Source organism: Sutterella wadsworthensis 2_1_59BFAA (assembly GCF_000297775.1).
In the GTDB taxonomy this organism is placed as follows: Bacteria; Pseudomonadota; Gammaproteobacteria; order Burkholderiales; family Burkholderiaceae_F; genus Sutterella; species Sutterella wadsworthensis_A.
On record NZ_JH815513.1, the window covers coordinates 296,337 to 319,603 of the forward strand.

Consider the following 23,267-nt stretch of genomic DNA (forward strand, 5'->3'; position numbering starts at 1 on the left):
TGGTAGATTTCGGCAAGAACCTCAGGGGCTATGTGCAGGGCATCATTGCAGCCGCGGACTTTAAGATCAACACCTCTGTACTTGAAGGTGTCAACAATAAAATCAAGCAAATTAAGCGACGAGCTTATGGCTTCCGAGACGATCTGTACTTTTTCTTAAAAGTCAAGGCCGCGTTCCACGGACTTCCGAGATGAACCTTTTTTTTGCCTTTTCCTTCCCCTTTCCCTCACGCCGCCTCCTCTCTTTTCCCGATACCGCATGACGGCGCACAAGAGCCCGCCAGATTTCGGGCGACGTCCTCCTCCGCGAGCCGTATCCTTTCTGAATCCCCTTCAACTTCAAGGCCGGAGAGCCATGCACGACGTCTTCATTCACAATGCCGTCATTCACGACGGCGAACGCTTCACCGACGCGGACGCCCTTCTCGTCAAGGCGGGCCGCATCTCCTGGATCGGTCCCGGCGCCTGCGCACCCGCGCACGACGGCGTGCCGTCCGTCGACCTCGAGGGACGCACGGTTCTGCCCGCGCTCTGCGACGTTCACACCCATCCGAGCTGGATTGCGGCCACGGTGAGGTCCGTGCCCTGCGTCTCCCCGATCGTCAACACGATCGAGGAGATGATTGAGGCGCTCAGGCGCCATCCGCTCGCCGGCCGAGGGCCCGAGGCCTGGATCACGGGCTTCGGCTATGACGAAGGCAAGCTCGCCGAACACCGCACCCCCACCATCGAGGACCTCGACCGCGTCAGCACGACGCAGCCCGTGTTCGTGAAGCGCTCCGACTGCCACTCTGCGATCTGCAACAGCGTCGCCCTGCGCCTCGCTGGCATTGAGGCAGGTACGCCCGATCCCGCCGGCGGGCGCTTCGGACGCTTTCCCGACGGTCGCCCCAACGGCGTTCTCACCGAATTCAATGCCGCACAGGTCGTCGAGCGCCTGATGGGCGAGCCCACGTTCGAGAGCGAAGTGGAGATGATGACGGCCTCGGGCGAACACTTTCTTGCGCGCGGCATTCTCGCCTTCACCGAAATGATGGCCGACTACCGCCAGCTCGCCGTCTACCGCGAGGCGGCGCGCCGCGGCTTTCCCGTCAGGGCAGGGCTCTACCTCGTCTGGAAGGGCGGACGCGACCCTCGGGGCATGCCCGCGCTCACGGACGAGGACAGGACGGGAGACCACTTCATCGCGGGCGTCAAGCTCTTTGCCGACGGAAGCGTCTCGGGCGCCACGGCGGCCGTGACGACGCCCTTTCTCAACGGCTCGACAGGGATGGTCACGCTCGACGACGGCGCGCTTGAGGCCGCGGCCGAGTACGCCCGCACCAACAAAATCCAGCTCTCCGTCCACGCCATGGGTGACAGGGCCGTCGGGCGCATCATCGACTTCTTCGAGGATCAGACGCCCTGGCTTGAGGACCGCCCGTCCGTGCGCATCGAGCACGCCACCTTCCTCAACGAGGCTCAGCTCGCCCGCATGAACGCCTCGGCCATGCGCTTCGGAGTGACAACCCAGGTGATCTTCCCGTACGCCGAAATCGAAGGCTACAGGGCCGTGCTCGCCCCGAAGGACCTTGAGCGCGTCTATCCCGTGAGGACCGTCTCCTCGGCGCTCGACGCCTTCGCGCTCTCCTCCGACGCGCCCGCCACCGCCTGGGCCGATCCCGACGATCCCTTCGTCTCGATGGGCGCTGCGGTCACGCGCACAGCCTGGGACGGCACCGTCTTCAACAGGTCCGAAGCCGTCTCCTGCGAAGAGGCCGTCTCGCTCTACACCTCCCGCCCGATGAAGGTCCTGCCATTCGAAGGCGTAGGAAGGCTCGCGCCCGGCATGAGGGCCGACTTCATCGTCCTGCGCGATCCCGTCACGGACGACGGCGAGGCTCTCGCCCGGAACGCCGTCTCCGAGGTTTTCCGTGCCGGAGCCCTGATCCACCGCGCCCCCCGCTAAAATGGAAGGCATTCTCAGGGGGACACACTCATGCAGCGATTCACGCTTTCCATCGACGACGAGCTTGCCGAGCGCTTCGACGCGTACCTGACCGAACACGGCTACGCCAACCGCTCCGAATGCTTCCGCGACATTCTCCGCAATCACTTCACCAGTGAGGACGTGAAGGACAATCCCTCGGCCGAATGCGTCGGCGTGCTCAGCTACGCCTACAACCACCACGAGCGCCAGCTCGCCATGCGTATGACCGAGTACCAGCACGAGCATGCGGGCGAGGTCATCTCCACCATGCACGTGCACGCCACGCACGAAGAGTGCGTCGAGAGCGTCGTGATCCGCGGCCGCGCCGAGGACGTCGTCACGCTCTCCCGCCGCCTTTCGGCCGAACCCGGCGTGCGCCACGGACGCCTCAACCTCATCCCCGTGACGCCCGACGACACGCACGAACATGCTCATGAGCACGCCCATTCACATGATCATCACCACGGGCATTGAGCCGGGCGTGAACCCGAGATGAACAAAACGGCGGACTCCGAAGCGGATCCGCCGTTTTTGTTCCTGTCGGTGACGATCAGGCGTAGTAGCCGGGCATGCTCATCTCGCGCGCCGCGAACTGCCTGTAGCCGTCCATGTCGAGCGGATAGTCCCAGCAGCCCATCTGGTGGTACATCTGGCCGCCAAAGCCCGTCTTGAAGCGGTAGAGGCCGTGCATCGGATGCGAAGGATCCGCGTTGGGCGCGACACCGAAGAGGTCGTACTCACTGCAGCCCGCGCGCCTGGCGGTCTGCATGGCGCACCACTGGAGCGCATAGGTGGGCATCAGGTGGCGGCCCTTGGTGGCACTGGCGCCGTAGAGATATGTGGCGCGGTGAGCCGAGAGGATCAGGAACATCGCGGCGAGGGGCTTCTCTTCATGGAAGGCCATCAGGAGCTTCACGCTCACCTCGGGATCGGAACACTGCATGCGGCTCGCGATGACGCTCTCGAAGTAGCGCCTGTCGTTGACGTGCAGGCCGTTGCGGTGAGCCGTCTGCGAGTAGAGGTCGTACCAGAGGCCGAGCGCCTCGGGCCCCATCTCGCGGACTTCGACGCCCTTCCTGCGGGCAAGGCCGATGTTGTAGCGGGTCTTGGGCTTCATCGAGGCGAGGATCTGCTCCTCGGTCCCGCACAGATCGACCACGATCGTGTCGGAGGGGAGCACGTTCATGTTCGCCTTGAAGAGGTTCCAGGTGGCCGTGCCGTAGTTCATGTGCATCTCCTGGAACTCCTTGCGCGGACAACCGCGCCAGTTGCCCTCGGCGTCGAAGTCGCCCTCCTTGCACCAGTGGGACTGCCAGTTGAGGTCGTAGCGGATCGCCAGGCACCCCTTGGGCAGGTAGCTCCTCAGGCACTCGGAAAGCTCCTCGAGGAAGCGCCCCTGGTTCTCCTCCGACGGCTCGATCTCGGGACCGTACGGAAGATAGGCCACGTATTCGTCACTGCTGCAGTACTGCGCAAACATCAGGAGGTCCGCATTGGTGCGCGACCAGCCGCCCACGTCGGTGTAGAGGTCGCTGTTGCGCACGGAAAACTCGAAGGCCTTGGAACGCATGCCCAGATTCGCCTTGACGCGGGACCAGAAGGAGGTCTGCTGAACGATGGGCGTGCTGTAGGCGTCGGAGACGTCCTTGGGTTCGACGGTAAGCTGCATGGCGTGAAGGGTCCCTTGGTTCCTTTATTCGAAGAATGCAAAAAAGCACGCGGGCGCATGTGCTGATGCGCCCGCGTGCGGGTATAGGTGTCACTTTAACGCATCTTTTCCGCAAAGTCACTAGTACGACAGTTCAATGCAGGAAAATGCCGGCCTTCACGCGCCCAAGTGTTGCGTAAAGACAACTATCCTCTGCTTTTTCCCTGCGGTTCAGGCTTGGCGAATGAAGAAAACGCCCCGAAGCCTTCGCTTCGGGGCGCCTGTTTTTCAGCCTTGTTTCAGCCTGTTTTCTTCAGGACGGCTCTCAGATGAGGAAGAGCATGTCCATCAGGAAGAAGGTCGGGAAGAGGATCGTCACCGACCAGAGCATGTAGCCGAAGAACGTCGGCATCTTGATGCCGCGCTCGTTGCAGATGGAGACCGTCATGAAGTTCGGGGCGTTGCCGATGTAGGTCACGGCGCCCATGAACACGGAGCCCATCGAGATGGCCATCAGGGTCTTGGCGCCCTCGCCCATCAGCACGGTCGGATCGCCGCCGGCGAGGTTGAAGAACGCCAGATACGTCGGCGCGTTGTCAAGGAACGCGGAGAGCATGCCCGTCAGCCAGAAGAAGAACGTGTTGTTGAAGCTGCCGTCGGCGTTCGTCACGAGGGCGACGAGCGGCGCGAAGTGGCCGTCGTGGCCCGCGCGGAGCATGGCGAGCACCGGCACGATGCAGCAGAAGATGCCGAAGAAGAGCTTGGCGACCTCAAGGATCGGATCCCAACTGAAGTGGTTGGCTTCGCGGGTGGCCTTCGTGGTAAGCAGCAGGGAAGCGCCGGAGATCACGATGAAGAGCGCGTCGCGGAGCACGCCCTCGAGCGAGAAGTGCACGCCGAGGAACGTGAAGTCCACGCCCGAGCGCCAGAAGCCGGACATCAGGACCGTGCCGACGATGGCGGCGAGAAACAGGATGTTGATGCCGCCGTCGACGCCGATGGCCTGCTTTTCCTCGGGCGCCTTGAAGCCATCCTTGACGTCGCGGGAGAACATGAAGCTGTCGATCGCGAAGTAGACCGCAAGCAGGATGGCGCAGGTCACGAGCCACGGAAGCATCAGGTGCTCAAGCGTCCAGAAGAAGCTCACGCCCTTGAGGAAGCCGAGGAAGAGCGGAGGATCGCCGAGCGGGGTCAGCGCGCCCCCCACGTTGGCGACGAGGAAAATGAAGAAGATGAAGGTGTGGACCTTGCGCCTGCGGTTCTCGTTGGCGCCGATGAGCGGGCGGATGAGAAGCATGGCAGCGCCCGTCGTGCCCATGAAGTTGGCAAGCACGGCGCCGAGCGCGAGGATCGCGGTGTTCACGATCGGACGACCGACGAAGCTGCCGCGGACGTGAATGCCGCCGGCAACGATGAAGAGCGAGCCCACGAAGATGATGAACGGCACGTAGTCGGCGAGAAGCACGTGGGCGATCTCGTGGAAGGCCGTGTCAGGACCGAAGACGGTCGCAAGCGGAATGATGCAGCACAGGGCCCAGAAGACGGAGATCTTGCCGAAATGATGGTGCCAGATGTGCGGGGCGAACAGCGGGAAAAGCGCGATGGAAAGCAGAATGCCGGCAAACGGCACGGCCCACGCAAGGCCGAGCTCGGCGCCGTTCATGTCGCTCGCCATGGCGGCAGCAGGCAGCAGAAGGGTTGCAGTTGCAGCCGCAACGCTTTTAATGGACAAAGTCACGATGGAGACTCCCTGGGGCGACCGCCTGAGCGCCGGCCGCCGGTTGAAAATGGCGTACGTTGGAAGGTGCGGTCGAAAGCGCTTCCCGGGAGCGGAGGCGCCAACTGTACTTTCCAATGTGCACCGCGTTACAAAATATCTCAGAATGCAAACATACACGGATTTTCTGATCCCTGCAGAACTTTCCGAGGTTTCTTTACAAATGAGGGGCCCCTTAAGCCGAAAGGACTGGAAAATGAAAGGCGCAGGCCCTAGGTCCGCGCCTTTCATCGTGCCCGTGAGACTCCTATGCCACGGGCGGCAGTCCGAAGACCTGCCTGAGGTAACGCAGATAGCCCTCGTCCTCGCACATGCCCTTCTCGGGCGCGTCGGAGATCTTGGCGACGGGCTGCCCATTGGCCTTGACCATCTTCATGACGACGTTGAGCGGCTGCGGCCCCCTGTCGTTCATCAGGTTCGTGCCGATGCCGAAGGCGACCTTGACCCTGCCGTGGAAGCGCTCGTAGAGCTCTATGGCCTTCGGGACCGTCAGGCTGTCGCTGAAGATGAGGGACTTCGTCCTCGGGTCGCAGCGGTTGGCCTTCCAGTGCTCGATCATGCGCTCGCCCCATACGAAGGGATCGCCCGAGTCGTGCCTGACGCCGTCGAAGAGCTTGCAGAAGAACATGTCGAAGTCGCGCAGGAAGGGATCCATCCCGTAGACGTCGGAGAGTGCGATGCCGAGGTCGCCCCTGTACTCCTTGGCCCACATCTCGAAGGCGAAGACCTGCGTGTCGCGCAGCCTTGGGCCCAGCGCCTGGCAGGCCTGCAGGAACTCGTGGGCCATCGTGCCGTGGGGCGTGAGGCCGAGCTCCTTGGCGTACATGACGTTCGACGTGCCAGTGAAGATGCCGCCGAGACGCTCCTTCATGTTGAGGAGAACCTTCTTCTGCCAGGCCTTGGAGAAGCGGCGCCTCGTACCGTAGTCGGAGATCCGCAGCCCGCCGTTGTCGGGCTCGTTGCGCAGAAGCTCGATCTTGCGCTCAAGGCGTGCGACCCCCTCCGTCTCGTCAAGATCTGGATACGTGTTCCTGAAGTAGACCTCGTTGACGATCGCAAGCACGGGAATCTCAAAGAGGATCGTGTGCAGCCACGGGCCCTTCGCGGTGATGTCGATGCCGCAGGGATAGTCCTGAGACTTCGTCACGGAGATGTACTTGCGCTTCAGATGGAAGAGGCTCAGAAACTCGACGTAGTCCGACTTGATGAAGCGCAGGCTGTCGAGGTAGGCGAGCTCGTCCTCCCTGAAGTAGAGGCTGCAGAGATGGTCGAGCTCGGCGTTGATCTCGTCGACGAAGGGCGAAAGATCGATGCCGGGCGTGCGGCACTTGAAGCGGTATTCGGCATCGGCCCCCGGGAACTGGTGCAGCACGCACTGCTGCATCGTGAATTTGTAGAGGTCCGTGTCGAGCAGTGATTCGATGATCAAGACAGCCTTCCTATACGTGGAATGATTGACGCCTTCGGGGCCGGCCGTCAGGCCGCCAGAAGGGAGCGGGCCTCTTCAAGCTCCGCACCGCCGCAAGCCGCGGCGGGCGCGAGCCCCGCAAGGCGCGCGTCGAATTCGGGCGTTCGAGTCCAACGCAGGTTCGCGAGAAGCTCGTCGGCCATGTCGGGACGATTGCATACGAGTACCATGTCGCAGCCCGCCGCAAGCGCCTTCTCGGCCTGCTCCGTCACGCTGCCGCCCGCGGCGCCCTTCATGCTGAGGTCGTCCGAGAAGACGAGGCCGCGAAAGCCCAGCCGTTCTCGAAGCTCGTCCTGCAGGAGGCGCCTCGAGAAGGTGGCGACCTCCCCCTCAAAGGCATGATAAGCCACATGGGCCGTCATGACGGATGCAAGTTCAGGCAGTTTGCCGTAGGGGAGCATGTCCCGCATCAGACTCTCCGCATCCCTTTCGTCCTCGGGAAGGGCCGTATGGCTGTCGGCCTCGGCCCAGCCGTGCCCCGGAAAATGCTTGCCGCAGGAGGCCATGCCGCCCCTGCGAAGCCCGCGAATGAGCGCGGCGGCATGCGCCGTCACGAGCTCGGGCGTCGTGCCAAGGCTGCGCGAGCCGATCACGGCCGATCGGCCGTAGTCGACGTCGAGCACGGGCGCGAAGGTGAAGTCGACGCCGCAGGCGCGAAGCTCGGCGGCAAGCACGAGACCGGCCGCCTCGAAGCGCGCCTCGGCGTCCTCGTGCGCCGCGATCTCGGACATGGCGGGCACATCGGTGAATTCGGAGCGGAAGCGCTGCACGCGGCCGCCCTCATGGTCGACGCTGATGAGGATGCCCGGACGCACGGCGTGGATTTCGTCGCACAGCGCCCTGAGCTGTTCCCGGTCCCTGTAGTTGCGGGTGAAAAGGATCACCATGCCCGTCATCGGATGACGCAGGCGCCCACGCTCATGCTCGGTGAGTGAAAGGCCCTCAACGTCGACGCAGACGGGACCCGGCTTCAGTACTTCGATCATGCCCAGCTCCTCCCTTCAGTCTTCGGACGCGGCGACGCGGTCGAGGATCTCCTCGTAGCGCCTGACCGTTTCGGCAAAGCCGAACTGGAGCGCCTCGGCGGTGAGCGCATGGCCGATCGAGACCTCGCTCACCTCGCGGCAGGCCTTGAGGAAGACCTCGAGATTGTCGAGCGAGAGGTCGTGCCCGGCGTTGACGTCAAGTCCGGCCTCGCGGGCGGCCTTCACGCTGGCGGCGTACTGCTCGAGGACCTTGTCCTGGGCTTCGGTGCCGTGCGCCTGAGCCCAGCCCTCCGTGTAGAGTTCGACGCGGTCGGCGCCGAGTTCGGCGGCCTTCGCCATCAGGGCGGGGGCGGGATCCATGAAGAGGCTCACGCGGCAGCCCCAGGCCTTCGCCTGCGCGATGAGCGGGCGGACGGCGTCGCAGACGGCGGGATCCGAAAGATCGAACCCGTGGTCGGACGTTTTCTGGCCGAGGCTGTCGGGCACGAACGTCGCCTGATCGGGACGCACGGCCTCAAGGTGGCCCATCAGATTGTGGAAGGGGTTGCCCTCGATGTTGTATTCGCGGTCGGGATATTCGCTCACGAGTGCGGCAATCGCGGGGACATCCGTCGCGCGGACGTGGCGCTCGTCGGGACGCGGATGAACCGTCAGGCCGGCGGCGCCCGCCTCAAGCGCGATGCGGCCGAAGAAGACCGGGTCGGGCCAGTTGCCTTCGCGGGAGTTGCGAAGAAGCGCCACCTTGTTCAGATTGACGGAAAGCTTGGTACGAAGCATTGCGATGCACTCCTGGTGTTCGGGACGCCGCAGCGCCCCCTGTTTGTCCGGTTCGATCGGCTTGGCGGGCGTCAGGTCTTCTGCAGGCCGTTGAGCTCGGCGAGGATGCGACGGGAATGGATGCTGCGCCCGTCGAGATGAAAGTCGATCAACGTACGAAGAATATCACGCGAGGCGCGAAGCGCCGCAGGACTCATCGGCTCTCCCGAAAGCATTTCGCGCACGAGGTCCCCCGGCCAGGCGCGCACGCCCTCGGGCAACCCTTCGACGCCGGCGAGCCCCTCGAGGGCGCCGTCCCTGACGCAGTACCAGGGCGAGCGGCCGTCGTCGGAGAAGGCGGGCGCCCAGCCTGCGGCCTTGAGGACCGCCATCTCGAATTCGCGAAGCGCGGGCTGCATGGCGTCGCGCTCGTCGAGCGCCAACGCATGGATCGCCTTGACGTAGGCCTCGAAGAGCCCCGGATGGCGCTCCTCGCGGACGGTGAGCTTGAGGATGAGTTCGTTGACGTAGAAGCCCGAGAGCAGCGCCTCGCCCGTGAGGGGCACCATCGTCCCCTGCCACTCGGCGCGCACGAGCATCTTGGCCTCCTTGCTGCCCGTCCATGAGAAGCGGAGCGGACAGAACGCGGTGAGAAGGCCCCTGTACTGGGAGGACGCGCGGCGGGCGCCGCGCGCGACGAGAAAGACGCGGCCGTATCGTACGGTCAGCACGTCGAGAAGAAGGCTCGTCTCGCTCCAGTCCCACGCGTGGAGGATGAAGCCGAGCTCGCCCGTGACACGGGCGGGGATGCGCTCCGCTGGTTCCGGGAGCGCGGAGAAGACGTCCGCCATCTGCCGCTCTGCAGCGCGGCGGCGTTCGAGAATGCCCGAGAGGGTCGAGGCGCGCTGCGCTGCGGGCCCCTCGAGCGAGGAGACGGGAGACCGTGAGGAGCAGGGCCCCTCGGAACGGTTGCGCACCCTGCGGTGCGGCACCCCCGCCTCCAGGGCGTCCTTATTCATAGCCCAGGGTCTTGAGGGCCTTCACGTCGTCGGACCAGCCGCGGCGCACGCGGACCCAGACCTCGAGGTGCACGCGCTTGCCGAGCATCGCGGCGACGTCGGTGCGAGCCAGACGGCCGATCTCGCGAAGCTTGGCGCCGCCCTCGCCGATCACGATCGGCTTGTGGCTTTCACGCTCGACGATGAGGGTCGCGACGATCTCGGCGCTCTCCTCGTCCTCCTGCCACTTGTCGATCGTCACGGCAATGCCGTACGGAAGCTCGTCGCCGAGCAGGCGGAAGGCCTTCTCGCGGATCGTCTCGGCCGCGAGGAAGCGCGGCGAGCGGTCCGTGTAGGTGTCGGGATCGAAGAACGGGACGCTCTCGGGGAGGAACTTCTTGATCTCGTCGAGCAGGTCGCCGAGCTGGCGGCCCTTTTCAGCGGACACGGGCACGATGGCCGCAAACGGGAACTTCTCCATCGAGGCGGCCATGAGCGGAAGGAGCGAGTCCTTCGACTTGTTGAGGTCCGTCTTGTTGATGGCGAGGATGACGTTCGACGCATCCTTGGGCAGAAGCTTGAGGACTTCGAGGTCGGCGGGCTTCCAGCCGAGGGACTCGATCACGAAGACGATCGCATCGACCTCGCCGAGCGTGGAGCGCACGGTGCGGTTCATGCGGCGGATGAGCTGGTTGCCGACCTTCGTCTGGAACCCCGGGGTGTCCATGAAGACGATCTGGGCGTCGGGTTCGGTCACGACGCCGAGCACGCGGTCGCGCGTCGTCTGCGGCTTCTTCGAGGTGATCGAGACCTTCTCGCCGATCAGGTGGTTGATCAGGGTCGACTTGCCGACGTTCGGACGGCCGATGACGGCCACATAGCCGCAGCGGAAGCCCTCGGGCACCTGCACGGAGGCGGCGCCCGCCTGCGCGAGCATGCGTTCAAGTTCGGCGTCGGACATTGCCGGCACGGTCTTTTCTTCACTCATGTCTGGACCTCCCGTTGGTGGACTCGCGGTTCTTCAGAATCTCAAGCGCGGCGGTGGCGGCCTCCTGCTCGGCCGAGCGTCGGCTCGCAGCATGGCCCTGCGTCGTGATTTCAAGCGACAGAATGCGGCACTCGCAGTTGAAGTGCTGGGCGTGCGCGGCACCCGTCACGCTGACGACGACGTACTGCGGCAGCGGCAGGTGGCGGCCCTGCAGGTACTCCTGCAGGCGCGTCTTGGAGTCCTTGCCGAGCTGTTCGGCCGTGGGAGCGGCGAGGATCGGCTCGAAGAGGCCGAGGATCACCTTCTGGGCAGCCTCAAAGCCGCTTTCGGCGAACACGGCGCCGAAGATGGCCTCCATGGCATCGGCCGTGATCGAGGGACGATGCGCACCGCCCGTCTTCATCTCGCCTTCGCCCATGCGAAGGAAGGCCGAGACGTCGATCTGTTTGGCGATGACCGCGAGGGTCCTCTCGCAGACGAGGTTGGCGCGCACGCGCGAAAGGTCGCCTTCGGTGAAGTGCTTGTCGCGTTGGAAGAGCGCGTAGCCCACGACGCAGTTGAGAACCGAGTCGCCCAGGAATTCGAGGCGCTCGTTGTGCTGCGCCGCGAAGCTGCGGTGCGTCACCGCACGTTCGAGAAGCTTGCGGTCGGCGAACTTGTAGCCGATGCGCTCCTCAAGAATCGAAAGATCTTGCATTTTTATTCCAAACGGTGTCTGTCAGACCGGGTCCGCTCAGCGGAAGGAGCCGATGCGGGACATGTCGCCAAAGTTCGCCCAGATGAACGTGGCGCGGCCGACGAGGCTCGAGTCATCAACGAAGCCCCAGTAGCGGCTGTCCTCGGAGTTGTCGCGGTTGTCGCCCATCATGAAGTACTTGCCTTCGGGGACCTTGCAGATGAAGCCCGTGTTCGTGTACGTGCACTCGGGGACCTTCTTCAGAATGGCCTGCGCCGGAACCCCGGACGGACGGCGGCCGTCGACGGCGATCATGTGCTCGACGCCCGAAAGGTTCTCCTCCCGCTGGTCGAGCGTGACGTGGGAGTGCGTGTCGATGAAGTCGACGTGGCCGGCCTGCTTCTGCTCGACGCCGTTGACGTAGACGACCTTGTTGCGGTATTCGATCGTGTCGCCCGGAACGCCGACGACGCGCTTGATGTAGTCGACCGACTCGTCCATCGGGTACTTGAAGACCACGACGTCGCCGCGTTGCGGGCTGCCGAGCGGAATGATCTTCCAGTTGGTGACGGGGAGCCTGATGCCGTACTCGTACTTGTTGACGAGGATGAAGTCGCCCACGTGCAGCGTCGGGAGCATCGAGCCCGACGGAATGCGGAACGGCTCGAAGAGGAAGCTGCGCACGAAGAAGACGATCGCGATCACGGGGAAGAGGCCCGCCGTGTACTCGAGCCACCAGGGCTGGCGGATCTCGCGGGCGTAGAGGTCGTTGCGCGCGTCGATCACGGCCTTTTCGCCGCGATCGATCGCCTCGCGGTTGTCCGCCTCGAAGCGGCGGGCGGCCTCTTCGGCGCGGGCCTTGCGGGCGGGCAGGAAGCTGCGGCGCTCAAGCACCCAGAAGATGCCCGTGACGACCGTGAGAATGAGAAGGATCAGAGGAAAGTTCATCAATGTCTTCCGTTTCGTTCATGCGGCGAAGCGGAGGTCCGTCGTCGAACCTCCGCTTTGCGGCGGGATTACTGTTCGTCCTGCTGAAGGATTGCAAGGAAGGCTTCCTGCGGAATCTCCACCGAGCCCACCTGCTTCATGCGCTTCTTGCCGGCCTTCTGCTTTTCAAGGAGCTTGCGCTTTCGCGTAATGTCGCCGCCGTAGCACTTGGCGAGCACGTTCTTGCGCAGGGCCTTGACGTTCTCTCGGGCGATGATGTTCGCGCCGATGGCGGCCTGAATCGAGACCTCGTACATCTGGCGCGGAATCAGCGAGCGCAGGCGCTGTGCGATTTCGCGGCCCCGGAAGATCGCGTTGCTGCGGTGAAGGATGGAGCTCAGGGCGTCCACGCGGTCGCCGTTGATCAGCATGTCCACGCGCACCACGTCGGAGGCGCGGTATTCCTTGAACTCGTAGTCCATCGAGGCATAGCCGCGGGTCATCGACTTCATGCGGTCGAAGAAGTCGAGCACGATCTCGGCGAGCGGCAGCTCGTAGGTGAGGTGCACCTGGCGGCCGTGGTAGGCAAGGTTCGTCTGGATGCCGCGCTTGTCCTGGCAGAGCTTCATGACGGCGCCCACGTATTCGTCGGGTACGAAGATCGTGACCGTGTCGATCGGCTCGCGGATCTCGTCGATCTTGTCGACGGGCGGGAGCTTGGACGGGTTCTCGACGTGCACCACCGTGCCGTCCGTCTGCAGAACCTCGTACACCACGGACGGGGCCGTCGTGATGAGGTCCATGTTGTATTCGCGTTCAAGGCGCTCCTGGACGATGTCCATGTGCAGGAGGCCGAGGAAGCCGGCGCGGAAGCCGAAGCCGAGCGCCTGAGAGACTTCGGGCTCGAACTGGAGCGCGGCGTCGTTGAGCTGGAGCTTCGTGAGGGCGTCGCGAAGCGCATCGTACTGGTTGGACTCGACGGGATAGAGGCCCGCGAACACCTGCGGCTTCACTTCCTTGAAGCCGGGCACGGCCTCGTCGGCAGGATTCTGGGCGCTCGTCACAGTGTCGCCCACGCGAGCGTCCTTGAGCTCCTTGATGCCGGCAATCACGAAGCCCACTTCACCCGCGGAGAGCGAGGTGCGGCTCTGGGACTTCGGCGTGAAGACGCCGAGCTGCTCGACGAGATGATTGGCGCCGGTGGCCATCAGGCGGATCTTGTCCTTCGGACGGAGCGTGCCGTTGACGACGCGCACGAGCATCACCACGCCGACGTAGTTGTCGAACCAGGAGTCGATGACGAGGGCCTGGAGCTTGGCGTCCGGATCGCCCTTCGGAGGCGGAACGTCGCGTACGACGCGCTCAAGGATGTCGTCGATGCCCATGCCGGTCTTGGCCGAGCAGGGAATCGCGTCCGTCGCGTCGATGCCGATCACGTCCTCGATTTCCTCGGCGGCCGCATCGGGGTTCGCGCTCTGAAGGTCCATCTTGTTGAGGACGGGGAGCACGGTCACGCCGAGGTCGATGGCGGTGTAGCAGTTCGCAACCGTCTGGGCCTCGACGCCCTGCGTAGCGTCGACGACGAGCAGCGCGCCTTCGCACGCGGAGAGCGAACGGCTCACTTCATAGGAGAAGTCGACGTGCCCCGGAGTGTCGATGAGGTTGAGTTCGTAGACCTCGCCGTCCTTGGCCTTGTACTTGAGGGAGGCGGTCTGCGCCTTGATCGTGATGCCGCGTTCACGCTCGAGGTCCATGCTGTCGAGCACCTGGGCGCTCATTTCGCGGTCGGAAAGACCGCCGCAGCGCTGGATCAGGCGGTCGGCGAGCGTCGACTTGCCGTGGTCAATGTGGGCGATGATCGAGAAGTTGCGGATTTTCTGCATTGAAGAGACTGAATGGGTCGGAATTTGTACGGGCCGCCGGCCGGAGCGCAATGCTCGACGGGAACGGGCGGCTCTTGCAAAACATGGCCGTCATCGGGCCTTTCTAGGACCTATTATTGTACCATTCAGGCGCCATTACACATTGAATTTCCCCGAATCTTTTGCACCGCAGCGGATTCGGGCGAATGCCGTCCGCTTTGCCAATAAGGAAGCGCCGCGGGTTCCTGCACGAAGGACGTGCGGGAAGCCTCGCGGCGCCGGACGGGAGCCGCCCGCAAGCGGAGATCCCGTGATCGGATATCGGGATCAGAGGCCGTTGGTGCGGCGGCAGATGCCCGAGAGCACGGCAAGTGCGGCGGGCAGGCTCTGCGTGTCCTGGATCTCGAAGTCGGCGCGATGATGGCCGTGATGGTTGCAGCCGTAGAAGAGGAAGGTCGCCTCGGCGCCGTGCTCGATGGCGCGGCGCGCAAGAATCGAGCAGTCCTCGCTGCCGCCCACAGTTTCAAGACTGGTCACGTGATCGCCCCCGAACACCTCCACGCAGGCCTCGACCGCCAGGTCGCAGGCGGCAGGCGTCGCCTCGAAGTTCGTGGCTTCGCCCGCCTTCGTCACGCGGCATTCGACGCCGTAGGAGGCGGCGCAGCCCTCGACGATGCGCCTGACGCTCTCGAACATGTATTCGTTGATCTCCTGCGTCGAGCCGCGGGTCTCGCACTGCATGACGGCGTGCACGGGCGTGACGTTCCTGCCCTCGCCCGCCACGAGCCTGCCGACGGCGATGCGCGTGTCGCCCTCGCCGTGGCGCGGAATGCCCTGCATCATCACGGCGGCGGCCGCTGCGGCCATGAGCGCGCTCCTGCCCTTTTCGGGATCCGAACCCGCATGCGAGGGCACGCCCGTGAACTCGATGTCGATCTTGGTCGTGGCCAGAAAGCCCTTCTTCACGACGGACGCCTCGCCGATCCTGCAGTTGCAGCCCACATGGGCGCCGAAGAACCAGTTGAGATCGTCCACGACACCTGCGGCGGCCATGGGCGCCGCGCCGCGCGTTCCTTCTTCGGCGGGCTGGAAGATGAGGCGGAAGCGCCCCTTGAGCTCGTCCTTGTGGTCCGTGATCCAGTGCGCGAGCGTCACGCCCGTCGCCGTATGGGCGTCATGGCCGCAGGCGTGCATGTGGCCCGGGATCTCGGAGTCGAACCCTTCGGCCGCGGGCAGGTGCGAGGCGTCGTGAAGCTCCTCGACGAGCACGCAGTCCATGTCGAAGCGAAAGCCCGTGACGGGGCCTTCGCAGCCCGTGTCAAAGTCGGCCGTGAGCCCCGTGTAGCCGCCCGTGGCCTTGAGGAAGGATTCGGGCACGCCGTGTTCGGCCGCACGGACCATCGCCTTCTCGACGAGCTCCGCATTGCGGCCCATGACGGCCTCGGGCCTGATCACGTCCAGACCCATGCGGATCGTCCAGCCGAGCGCCTCAAGCGCACGGAAGACCTTCCACTGGGTCTCGAATTCGGTCCAGCCCTCTTCGGGGCGGCGGTGGATTTCACGGCGAAGCCTCGTCATCTCCTCGACGTACCTGGCGCAGTCCTGCATGTCGTTCTCCTTTGATTGGAAAGAATGTCATGCAGACATTTTCCTCCTCTTTTGAGACCGCGGGAGGAGTGGCATAAAAAAGGCACCCGCCTCAACGTGAGGAGAGTGCCTTTTTGCGCATGCGGATGGTCCTGCGGACTGCGCAGGAACAAGCCGCCTTATTCAGTCCAACGCTTGTAGATCACCGTGGAGTTCGTGCCGCCGAAGCCGAAGGAGTTCTTCATGGCGTAGTTGATCTCCATCCTGCGGGCCTCGTTGGGGCAGCAGTCGATGTCGCATTCGGGATCCTGCTCGAAGACGTTGATCGTCGGGGGCGAGACCTGCTCCTCGAGCGCCTTGATCGTGAAGACGGACTCGACGCCGCCGGCGCCGCCGAGAAGGTGGCCCGTCATGGACTTCGTGGAGTTGACGACGAGCTTCCCGGCGTGTTCGCCGAAGACTTCCTTGATGGCCTTCACTTCGTTGACGTCGCCGACGTTCGTGGACGTGCCGTGCGCGTTGAGGTACTGGATGTCCTCGGGTGCGATGCCGGCGTGGCGGAGCGCCATGCGCATGCAGCGGGCAGGACCGTCGGTCGACGGGGTCGTGATGTGGAAGGCGTCGCCCGAGAGGCCGTAGCCGACGATTTCGGCGTAGATGTGGGCGCCGCGGGCGCGGGCGTGCTCAAGCTCCTCGAGAACGAGGACGCCCGCGCCTTCGCCCATCACGAATCCGTCGCGGTCCTTGTCGAAGGGACGGGAGGCGGTCTTCGGATCGTCGTTGCGACGGGAGAGCGCATGCATGTTGTCGAAGCCGCCGACACCCACGGGATGAATCGTGGACTCGCAGCCGCCCGCCACCATCACGGTCGCGTCGCCGCGGGCGATGATGTGCATGGCCTCGCCGATGGCGTGAAGGCCCGTCGAGCAGGCGGTCACGTGGGCGATGTTCGGGCCCTTGAGATTCTTCATGATCGCGAGCTGGCCCGAGGTCATGTTGATGATGCAGCCCGGAATGAGGAAGGGCGAGATGCGGCGGGGACCGCGCTCGTTGCAGGCCTCGTTGTTCGTGCAGATGAGCGGAAGGCCGCCGATGCCCGAGCCGATGGCGCAGCCGCATTCGGGCGCGAACTCGTCGGTGATCTCGAGGCCGGAGTCTTCAAGCGCCATGATGCCGGCGGAGACGCCGAAGTGAACGAAGCGGTCGAAGCGGCGCACTTCCTTGACGCCGAGGTACTTGCCCGCATCGAAGTCCTTCACTTCGCCGGCGATCTGGCAGCCGAAGGCGGAGGCGTCGAAAGCGGTGATGCGGTCGATGCCGGACTTGCCTTCGAGGGCGGCCTGCCAGCTCGAGGCGACGTCGTTGCCGATCGGCGAAACCATACCGAGACCGGTAACGACAACACGACGGTTCATCATGGTGGTATTCCTTGCTGTGGGTGTTCTGGGAAGCCGAACAATCTGATACGACTTTCGGCCTTAGGGACTAGCGGGTCGGCGTTATCTGCCTTCCCCTTAAAACAACTGTGGGACCCGCGGAGGCGGATCCCACAATTCGGGCGCCCCTGAGGACGCCGTTCACATCGAGTTCTCTCGAGGCGAAATTACTTGTTGACGGCAGACTTGACGTAGTCGATGGCCTGCTGGACGGTACGGAGGTTTTCCTGTTCCGTGTCCGGAATTTCGATGCCGAAGGCGTCTTCGAGGGCGAGGGACATTTCAACCGTCGTGAGGCTGTCGGCGCCGAGGTCTTCGATGAAGGAGGACTCGTTCTTGATGTCCTCTTCCTTGATGCCGAGCTGTTCAGCAACAATCTTCTTAACCTTCAGTTCGATATCTTCCATTTCTTTAACTCCGCTTTAATGGGGTAGGACCCCGCAGGCGCGGGGAAAAAGTGAAGGGACAACTCCCTTCGGGGTTTAGGTGATTGGATATTTTACCAAGCAAGAGGCGCTTTGTGTGAAGGGAGGCACCCTCCGGAGCGCCTCATGCCCGGCAGAAAGGGCGTCAGCCCATGAACATGCCGCCGTTGACGTGCAGGGTCGTACCCGTCACGTAGGCGCCCGCATCGCTTGCGAGGAAGAGGCAGGCGTCGGCGATCTCCTGAGCGTCGCCGAGGCGGCCGAGCGGGATCTGGGCGAGGAGCGCGGCCTTGTGCTCTTCGGGAAGACCGGCCGTCATGTCCGTGTCGATGAAGCCCGGAGCGACGCAGTTGACCGTGATGCCGCGAGAGCCGATCTCGCGGGCGAGGGCCTTGGTCATGCCCATGAGGCCTGCCTTGGCGGCGGCATAGTTGACCTGGCCGGCGTTGCCCATGGCGCCCACGACGGATGTGATGGAGATGATGCGGCCGGAGCGCTGCTTCATCATCGGGCGCACGCAGGCGCGGGCGAGACGGAAGGCGGCGGTGAGGTCGGTCTCGACGACGTCGTTCCAGGCGTCGTCCTTCATGCGCATCACGAGCGTGTCGCGGGTGATGCCAGCGTTGTTGACGAGAACGTCGATGCGGCCGAATTCGGCGACCGTGTCGACCACGGCCTTGGCGGAGGCCTCACCGTCGCAGACGTTGAGCACGATGCCGCGGCCCTTGCCGCCGAGTTCGGCGATGCGGGCCGTGATGCGTTCGGCGCCGGCTTCGCTCGTGGCCGTGCCGACCACGGTGGCGCCGGCCTTCACGAAGGCTTCAAGAATGGCAGCGCCGATGCCTCGGCTCGTGCCGGTCACGAGCGCGACGCGGCCCTCGAGCGCATTGGCGGAAAACGTCGTCATATGTCTTTCTCCAAATATCAGTTCAGCTTTTCGAGCACCGCGGCGAGCGAGGCGGCGTCGAAGATGTTGTGACCGTTGATTTCAGGCGCAGTGCGGCGAAGCAGGCCCGTGAGGACCTTGCCGGGACCGCACTCGACGATGTCGGTGATGCCGGCGGCCTTCATGCGCTCGATCGTGCGCACCCACTGGACCGCGCCCGCAGCCTGGCGGGCGAGCGCCTCGCGGATGGCGTCGGGCGTCTCGTGCACCTCGACGTCGATGTTGGCGATGACGGGAATGGCGGGCACCTGAATCTCGGTCTCGACCAGACGGGCCGCAAGCTTGTCGGCGGCGGGCTGCATAAGGCTCGAGTGGAAGGGTGCGGACACGGGCAGCTCGATGGCGCGGCGGCAGCCGAGGGCCTTGGCGCACTCGATGGCGCGTGCGACGGCGGCCTTTTCACCAGCGATCACGACCTGACCGGGCGCGTTGAAGTTGACGGCCTCGACGCGGCCCGTCTCGCGGGCCTCGGCGACGGCGGCCTCGACGTCGTCGTCGGCAAGACCGATGACGGCGGCCATGCCGCCGACGCCGACGGGCACGGCGCTCTGCATGGCCTCGGCGCGGAAGCGCACGAGACGCACGGCCGTCTCAAGGGACATCGCGCCTGCGGCGCAAAGAGCCGAATATTCGCCGAGCGAATGGCCCGCCATCATTTCAGGCGTGCGGCCGCCGGCGGCGAGCCACGCTTCATAGAAGGCGACCGACGAGGCGAGCATCGCAGGCTGGGTATTGACCGTGAGCGAAAGCGTTTCGGCGGGGCCTTCGGCAATGAGGCCGGTGAGCGAAAAGCCGAGCGCCTCGTCGGCGCGGGCCATCACGCCGGCGACGGTCTCGTTGTCGGCAAAGCCCGACAGCATACCGACGCTCTGGCTGCCCTGGCCGGGAAACACGAATGCAATGCGCATGGAACTGGTCCTATGGGTTGAATTGAATCGGTAGGAGTTTAGCAGGTGGGGGATCGACCGAAAACAGGATTTCCCCTCCCGTGTTGGCGGGGTTTTCGGGCTTTTGAGCCCCGCTTACCAGCGGATGAGCGCCGACCCCCAGGCCATGCCGGCGCCGACGCCCTGAAGCAGGACGAGCTCGCCGGGCTTCACCATGCCCGCGCGCACGGCGCGGTCGAGCGCAAGCGGCACGCTCGCGGCCGACGTGTTGCCGTGCTCGGCAACGGTCCTCACCATCCTCTCCTCGGGAATGCCGAGCTTGGCCGCCACCATCGTCATGATCCTGAGGTTGGCCTGGTGCGGCACGAAGAGCGCGACGTCCTCGGTATGCACGCAGGCGAGGTCAGCCACTTCACGCGCGCTGCCGACAAGGCCCTCGACGGCAAGACGGAAGACCTGACGACCGTCCATGCGGATGTATGGATCGCCCGAGATGACGCCGTGGTTGAGGGAGGCCGTGAGGCTCAGCACCTTTTCGCCGTAGTCGCCGTCAGCGTACATGCGGGCGGCGAGAATGCCGGGATCGGACGAGGCCTTGAGCACGACAGCGCCCGCGCCGTCGCCGAAGAGCACGCAGGTGGAGCGGTCCTTCATGTCGAGCACTCGGGACATCACCTCGGCGCCGATCACGATCGCGGCGCGGTAGGGACCAGCGCGCAGCATGGCGTCGGCGGCGTTGAGCGCATAGATGAAGCCCGCACAGACCGCCTGCACGTCGAAGGCCGCGCATCCCCTGGCGCCGAGCGCAGCCTGCACGCGGCAGGCGACGGACGGAAACACCATGTCGGGCGTCGTGGTGGCCACGATGATCAGGTCGATTTCGGAGGTCTCGACGTTCGCGGCCTCAAGCGCCCTGCGGGCGGCGGCCACGGCCAGAGACGACGTCGTCTCGCCCTCGGCCTCGTCGGCGAAATGGCGGCTCTCGATGCCGGTGCGCGTGCGAATCCACTCGTCGCTCGTCTCAATGCCGTCGCGGGCGAGCATGGCCGCAAATTCCCCGTTGGTGACGATGCGCTTCGGAAGCGCACTGCCCGTGCCTAAAACGCGTGAGTACATGGAGGCTTTCCTTCTCTATTCGTGAAAACCCCGAAATCATAACGAAGAAAGGGGAGCGCACGCGGTGCGCTCCCCCGGCATTTGTAATAAGACGCAAAACGCCCGCAGGACTTAGCGGACGAGCTCATAGGGCCACTGCGTGACCCCGAGGAAGTTGTAGACGTGGCGGTAGCCCGAGGCTACAAGCGCCTCGCCCGCATATTCGGCCCTGCGGCCCGTGCGGCAGTAAATGAGGACGGGCGTGTCGGGATTGGGCGAGAACGGCAGGCGCATGCCCGGGCGGATCGCATCGACGGGCACGTTGACGGCGCCCTTGATGTGCCCCGTGGCAAACTCCTCGGGCGTACGGACGTCGAGCACCACGACGCCTCCGCGCTCCATCATCCTGCGGGCCTCCTCGGGACGGATCACCTGGTAGGCGGGAGCCGCGGCAAGCAGAGCGGCAGGAGCGCAGGAAAGTGCGGCGGCTGCACAGCCTGCAGCGAGCAGGCTGCGGCGGTTCATCATGGTCATGGGACGTCTCCTCGGAATTACCTCAATGGAAGCATCAATTCTACCTCCCTGCGCACAGGAGGCGCCTTGCCCCTCAGCGGGCCGCAAGGTCGATGGCAGTCTGCACGTACATGGCGACGCCGCCCGAAAGTGCGTTCTCGTCGACCGTGTAGGACGAGTGGTGCTGTCCGTAGACGGCGCCGCAAGCCTCGTTCCTCACGCCGAGAAGCCCCATGCAGCCTGGCGCGCCTGCCGCAAAGTGACAGAAGTCCTCGCCTACCATCGAGGGTCCTATCTCGTAGAGGGCGTCGGGGCCGAGCACCTTGAGGGCGGCCCCGCGGGCAACCTGCGTCACGGCGGGATCGTTCACCGTGGGAAGCGCCTTCTGCTCATAGCGCACGACGGCCTCGGCGCGACGGGAGGCGGCGATCGTTGCGGCAATGCGACCAACGGCCTCGGGCATGCGCGCTGCGGTCTCAGGCCTCAGCGTCCTGACGGTACCCGTGAGTCTGGCCTCGCCCGCAATCACGTTCCAGCGGGTGCCTGAATTGAACGTGCCGATCGTCACGACAGCCGTGTCGACGGGCGAAACCTCGCGACTCACGAGGGTCTGCAGTCCGTCGACGATCGCGGCGCCCGCCACCAGCGCGTCCACGCAGTGCTCGGGCTGCGCGGCATGACCGCCCACGCCCTTGACGTCTATCTCGAACCTGTCGGTGCCCGCCATGCAGGGACCAGAAATGAGACCGATCCGTCCTGCGGGGACGTCCGACCAGACGTGCATCGCGAAGCAGGCGTAAACGCCCTCGAGCGCCCCTTGGGCGATCATGGAGAGTGCGCCCTCACCCGACTCCTCTGCAGGCTGGAAGGCGAGCCTGACAACGCCGCCCCATTCCTCCCGCGTCTCCTGCAACACGAGTGCGGCGGTGAGCAGCATCGCCGTGTGGCAGTCGTGTCCGCAGGCGTGCATGACGCCGGGATTGCAGCTTGCGAAAGAGGCTCCCGTCGTCTCTGTGACGGGAAGCGCATCCATGTCGGCACGAAGAAGAACGGTCCTGCCGGGCTTCGCGGCCTGGATCTCGGCAAGCGTGCCCGTTTGAAGCCCGCAGGGCCTCCATTCGATGCCCGCCTTCGTGAGCTCCTCCCGAACGAGGGCTGCGGTTTCAAACTCGCGGCCGCTCAGCTCGGGATGAGCGTGAATGCGGCGGCGCATGCCGATCAGGAAGTCCGCCTTGCTGCGAACAATCGATGCGAGGTCCATGTTGCGTGTCCTTTCGTGCGTATCTGGAGTCACGGGCCTCTCGTCGGCCCGCGCATGAGGCGATCATACGCCATGGACGCATCGGTGCGACGGAGCCGTATGGGGGCAAGGGACAAAAAAAAAGGGACCCGTCTTGACGGATCCCTCTTTCTATGACTTCGACGATCTTTTCAACGTCTTCCGATGCAAGCTGCAGTGGAGCCTAATCCTTGAAACCTTCACGCGAGTCAGCTTGATCTGTCACTCACCGTGGGGTTCGCGCGTTGCATCCTGCGCGCAAAGACTTGCCGGACGGCATGGCGCTGCCAACGGCTTCGGAAGGAAGCTTCTTTGTCGAAAAGACCGGCAGACGTTAATTATTCGTCAGCCTTCGTCGCAATCACCTTCTTGCCGCGGTAGAAACCGGTCGGGCTGATGTGGTGACGGCGATGCACTTCACCGGTCGTAGCTTCGATCGCGGTGGGCGGGTTGGTCAAAAAGTCGTGAGCACGATGATTACCGCGCTTGTTGGTGGATTTCTTGTTCTGCTGAACAGCCATGGCAAACCCCACGTATACAAAACGAGTGACATTACGAGTGGTCTGCAGGACGGCACTCGATAACTAACCTGCAGCCTTCCGGAAAAATCTCCGCGTCGGGACGCTTTCAAACCGTTGGCAATCAACCGTTTGAAGGGGCCGGCACAACCAACCACCCGTGGCGGCAGTTCAGTCGAAACCGTATCCCATCGTGGAAAGTGGCGAATTTTACCAAATTCGCCGAAGGTTGGCATCTGTCTAACGCATTTTTTTTGATTTGCGTTTCGGATGCGCATGAAAAAAGGGGAGGCATCACGCTTCCCCTTTCCTCTGAAACCTGGAGCGGGAGACGAGTCTCGAACTCGCGACCTCAACCTTGGCAAGGTTGCGCTCTACCAACTGAGCTACTCCCGCATTTTTTGACAGAACCCACACCCTCTCAAAGAGATAATGGAGCGGGAGACGAGTCTCGAACTCGCGACCTCAACCTTGGCAAGGTTGCGCTCTACCAACTGAGCTACTCCCGCATTCGTCCTGCGAAGGAT

At 64.2% G+C, this 23,267-nt stretch carries 22 protein-coding genes and 2 tRNA genes; 3 read left to right on the top strand and 21 right to left on the bottom strand.

All coding sequences use genetic code 11. The features are described from left to right. From HMPREF9465_RS13075 to nikR, 3 genes are all read left to right on the top strand, one after another. Window positions 1-194: ISL3 family transposase (locus HMPREF9465_RS13075; protein WP_005433367.1), on the top strand; the 194-nt coding region annotated here is incomplete at its 5' end. A 160-nt stretch (window positions 195-354) separates the two neighbouring features. Then, window positions 355-1,947: an amidohydrolase gene (locus HMPREF9465_RS01375; RefSeq protein ID WP_005433369.1), complete on the top strand. Its 1,593-nt coding sequence runs from the start codon at window positions 355-357 to the stop codon at window positions 1,945-1,947. A gap of 30 nt (window positions 1,948-1,977) precedes the next feature. Then, window positions 1,978-2,442: a nickel-responsive transcriptional regulator NikR gene (gene nikR / locus HMPREF9465_RS01380; RefSeq protein ID WP_005433371.1), complete on the top strand. Its 465-nt coding sequence runs from the start codon at window positions 1,978-1,980 to the stop codon at window positions 2,440-2,442. Between the two features lie 76 nt (window positions 2,443-2,518). Here nikR and HMPREF9465_RS01385 read toward each other — a convergent pair whose 3' ends face one another. From HMPREF9465_RS01385 to HMPREF9465_RS01485, 21 genes are all read right to left on the bottom strand, one after another. Further along, entirely contained in the window at window positions 2,519-3,637 is a 1,119-nt protein-coding gene (locus tag HMPREF9465_RS01385; RefSeq protein ID WP_005433372.1) for a lipid II:glycine glycyltransferase FemX, read from the bottom strand. Between the two features lie 304 nt (window positions 3,638-3,941). Then, window positions 3,942-5,291 (bottom strand): sodium:proton antiporter, encoded by a 1,350-nt coding sequence (locus HMPREF9465_RS01390; protein WP_005433373.1) that lies wholly within the window; start codon window positions 5,289-5,291, stop codon window positions 3,942-3,944. A 349-nt stretch (window positions 5,292-5,640) separates the two neighbouring features. After that, window positions 5,641-6,822: a nicotinate phosphoribosyltransferase gene (gene pncB / locus HMPREF9465_RS01395; protein WP_005433374.1), complete on the bottom strand. Its 1,182-nt coding sequence runs from the start codon at window positions 6,820-6,822 to the stop codon at window positions 5,641-5,643. A 47-nt stretch (window positions 6,823-6,869) separates the two neighbouring features. After that, window positions 6,870-7,847 carry a beta-N-acetylhexosaminidase gene (gene nagZ / locus HMPREF9465_RS01400; RefSeq protein ID WP_005433375.1) on the bottom strand — a complete coding sequence of 326 codons (978 nt, stop codon included), beginning with the start codon at window positions 7,845-7,847 and terminating at the stop codon, window positions 6,870-6,872. Between the two features lie 15 nt (window positions 7,848-7,862). Continuing rightward, a complete protein-coding gene (locus tag HMPREF9465_RS01405) occupies window positions 7,863-8,624 on the bottom strand; it encodes a pyridoxine 5'-phosphate synthase (RefSeq protein WP_005433376.1) in 762 nt (253 codons plus the stop codon). Window positions 8,625-8,695: 71 nt separating this feature from the next. Continuing rightward, the gene (gene recO / locus HMPREF9465_RS01410; protein WP_005433377.1) at window positions 8,696-9,622 is read right to left on the bottom strand and encodes a DNA repair protein RecO; all 927 of its coding nucleotides are present in this window, start codon (window positions 9,620-9,622) and stop codon (window positions 8,696-8,698) included. Further along, window positions 9,615-10,589 carry a GTPase Era gene (gene era, locus HMPREF9465_RS01415; RefSeq protein WP_005433378.1) on the bottom strand — a complete coding sequence of 325 codons (975 nt, stop codon included), beginning with the start codon at window positions 10,587-10,589 and terminating at the stop codon, window positions 9,615-9,617. The genes recO and era overlap by 8 nt, the downstream gene beginning before the upstream one ends. Continuing rightward, complete coding sequence (gene rnc / locus HMPREF9465_RS01420) at window positions 10,582-11,286, bottom strand: ribonuclease III (RefSeq protein WP_005433379.1); 705 nt, start codon at window positions 11,284-11,286, stop codon at window positions 10,582-10,584. Before rnc ends, era begins: the two co-directional genes overlap by 8 nt. A 36-nt stretch (window positions 11,287-11,322) precedes the next feature. Then, entirely contained in the window at window positions 11,323-12,213 is an 891-nt protein-coding gene (gene lepB, locus HMPREF9465_RS01425; RefSeq protein WP_005433380.1) for a signal peptidase I, read from the bottom strand. A 68-nt stretch (window positions 12,214-12,281) separates the two neighbouring features. Then, window positions 12,282-14,075, bottom strand: coding sequence for a translation elongation factor 4 (gene lepA / locus HMPREF9465_RS01430; protein ID WP_005433381.1), 1,794 nt, complete (start codon window positions 14,073-14,075; stop codon window positions 12,282-12,284). Between the two features lie 306 nt (window positions 14,076-14,381). After that, window positions 14,382-15,662, bottom strand: coding sequence for an amidohydrolase (locus HMPREF9465_RS01435; protein WP_005433382.1), 1,281 nt, complete (start codon window positions 15,660-15,662; stop codon window positions 14,382-14,384). Window positions 15,663-15,820: 158 nt separating this feature from the next. Next, complete coding sequence (fabF, locus tag HMPREF9465_RS01440; protein WP_005433383.1) at window positions 15,821-17,059, bottom strand: beta-ketoacyl-ACP synthase II; 1,239 nt, start codon at window positions 17,057-17,059, stop codon at window positions 15,821-15,823. A gap of 185 nt (window positions 17,060-17,244) precedes the next feature. Next, on the bottom strand, window positions 17,245-17,484 hold the full coding sequence (acpP, locus tag HMPREF9465_RS01445) for an acyl carrier protein (protein WP_005433384.1): 240 nt from the start codon (window positions 17,482-17,484) through the stop codon (window positions 17,245-17,247). 163 nt (window positions 17,485-17,647) lie between these two features. Continuing rightward, entirely contained in the window at window positions 17,648-18,409 is a 762-nt protein-coding gene (fabG, locus tag HMPREF9465_RS01450; protein ID WP_005433385.1) for a 3-oxoacyl-ACP reductase FabG, read from the bottom strand. Window positions 18,410-18,426: 17 nt separating this feature from the next. Continuing rightward, window positions 18,427-19,356: an ACP S-malonyltransferase gene (fabD, locus tag HMPREF9465_RS01455; RefSeq protein WP_005433386.1), complete on the bottom strand. Its 930-nt coding sequence runs from the start codon at window positions 19,354-19,356 to the stop codon at window positions 18,427-18,429. A gap of 114 nt (window positions 19,357-19,470) precedes the next feature. Then, a complete protein-coding gene (locus HMPREF9465_RS01460; protein ID WP_005433395.1) occupies window positions 19,471-20,451 on the bottom strand; it encodes a beta-ketoacyl-ACP synthase III in 981 nt (326 codons plus the stop codon). A gap of 111 nt (window positions 20,452-20,562) precedes the next feature. After that, window positions 20,563-20,964: a rhodanese-like domain-containing protein gene (locus tag HMPREF9465_RS01465; RefSeq protein WP_005433396.1), complete on the bottom strand. Its 402-nt coding sequence runs from the start codon at window positions 20,962-20,964 to the stop codon at window positions 20,563-20,565. A 73-nt stretch (window positions 20,965-21,037) separates the two neighbouring features. Continuing rightward, a complete protein-coding gene (locus tag HMPREF9465_RS01470; RefSeq protein WP_005433398.1) occupies window positions 21,038-22,204 on the bottom strand; it encodes a M20 metallopeptidase family protein in 1,167 nt (388 codons plus the stop codon). A gap of 356 nt (window positions 22,205-22,560) precedes the next feature. Further along, on the bottom strand, window positions 22,561-22,743 hold the full coding sequence (gene rpmF, locus HMPREF9465_RS01475; protein WP_005433400.1) for a 50S ribosomal protein L32: 183 nt from the start codon (window positions 22,741-22,743) through the stop codon (window positions 22,561-22,563). Window positions 22,744-23,060: 317 nt separating this feature from the next. Further along, window positions 23,061-23,136: transfer RNA gene (locus HMPREF9465_RS01480), tRNA-Gly, on the bottom strand. A 37-nt stretch (window positions 23,137-23,173) separates the two neighbouring features. After that, a tRNA-Gly gene (locus HMPREF9465_RS01485) sits at window positions 23,174-23,249 on the bottom strand. Window positions 23,250-23,267 lie beyond the last annotated feature (18 nt).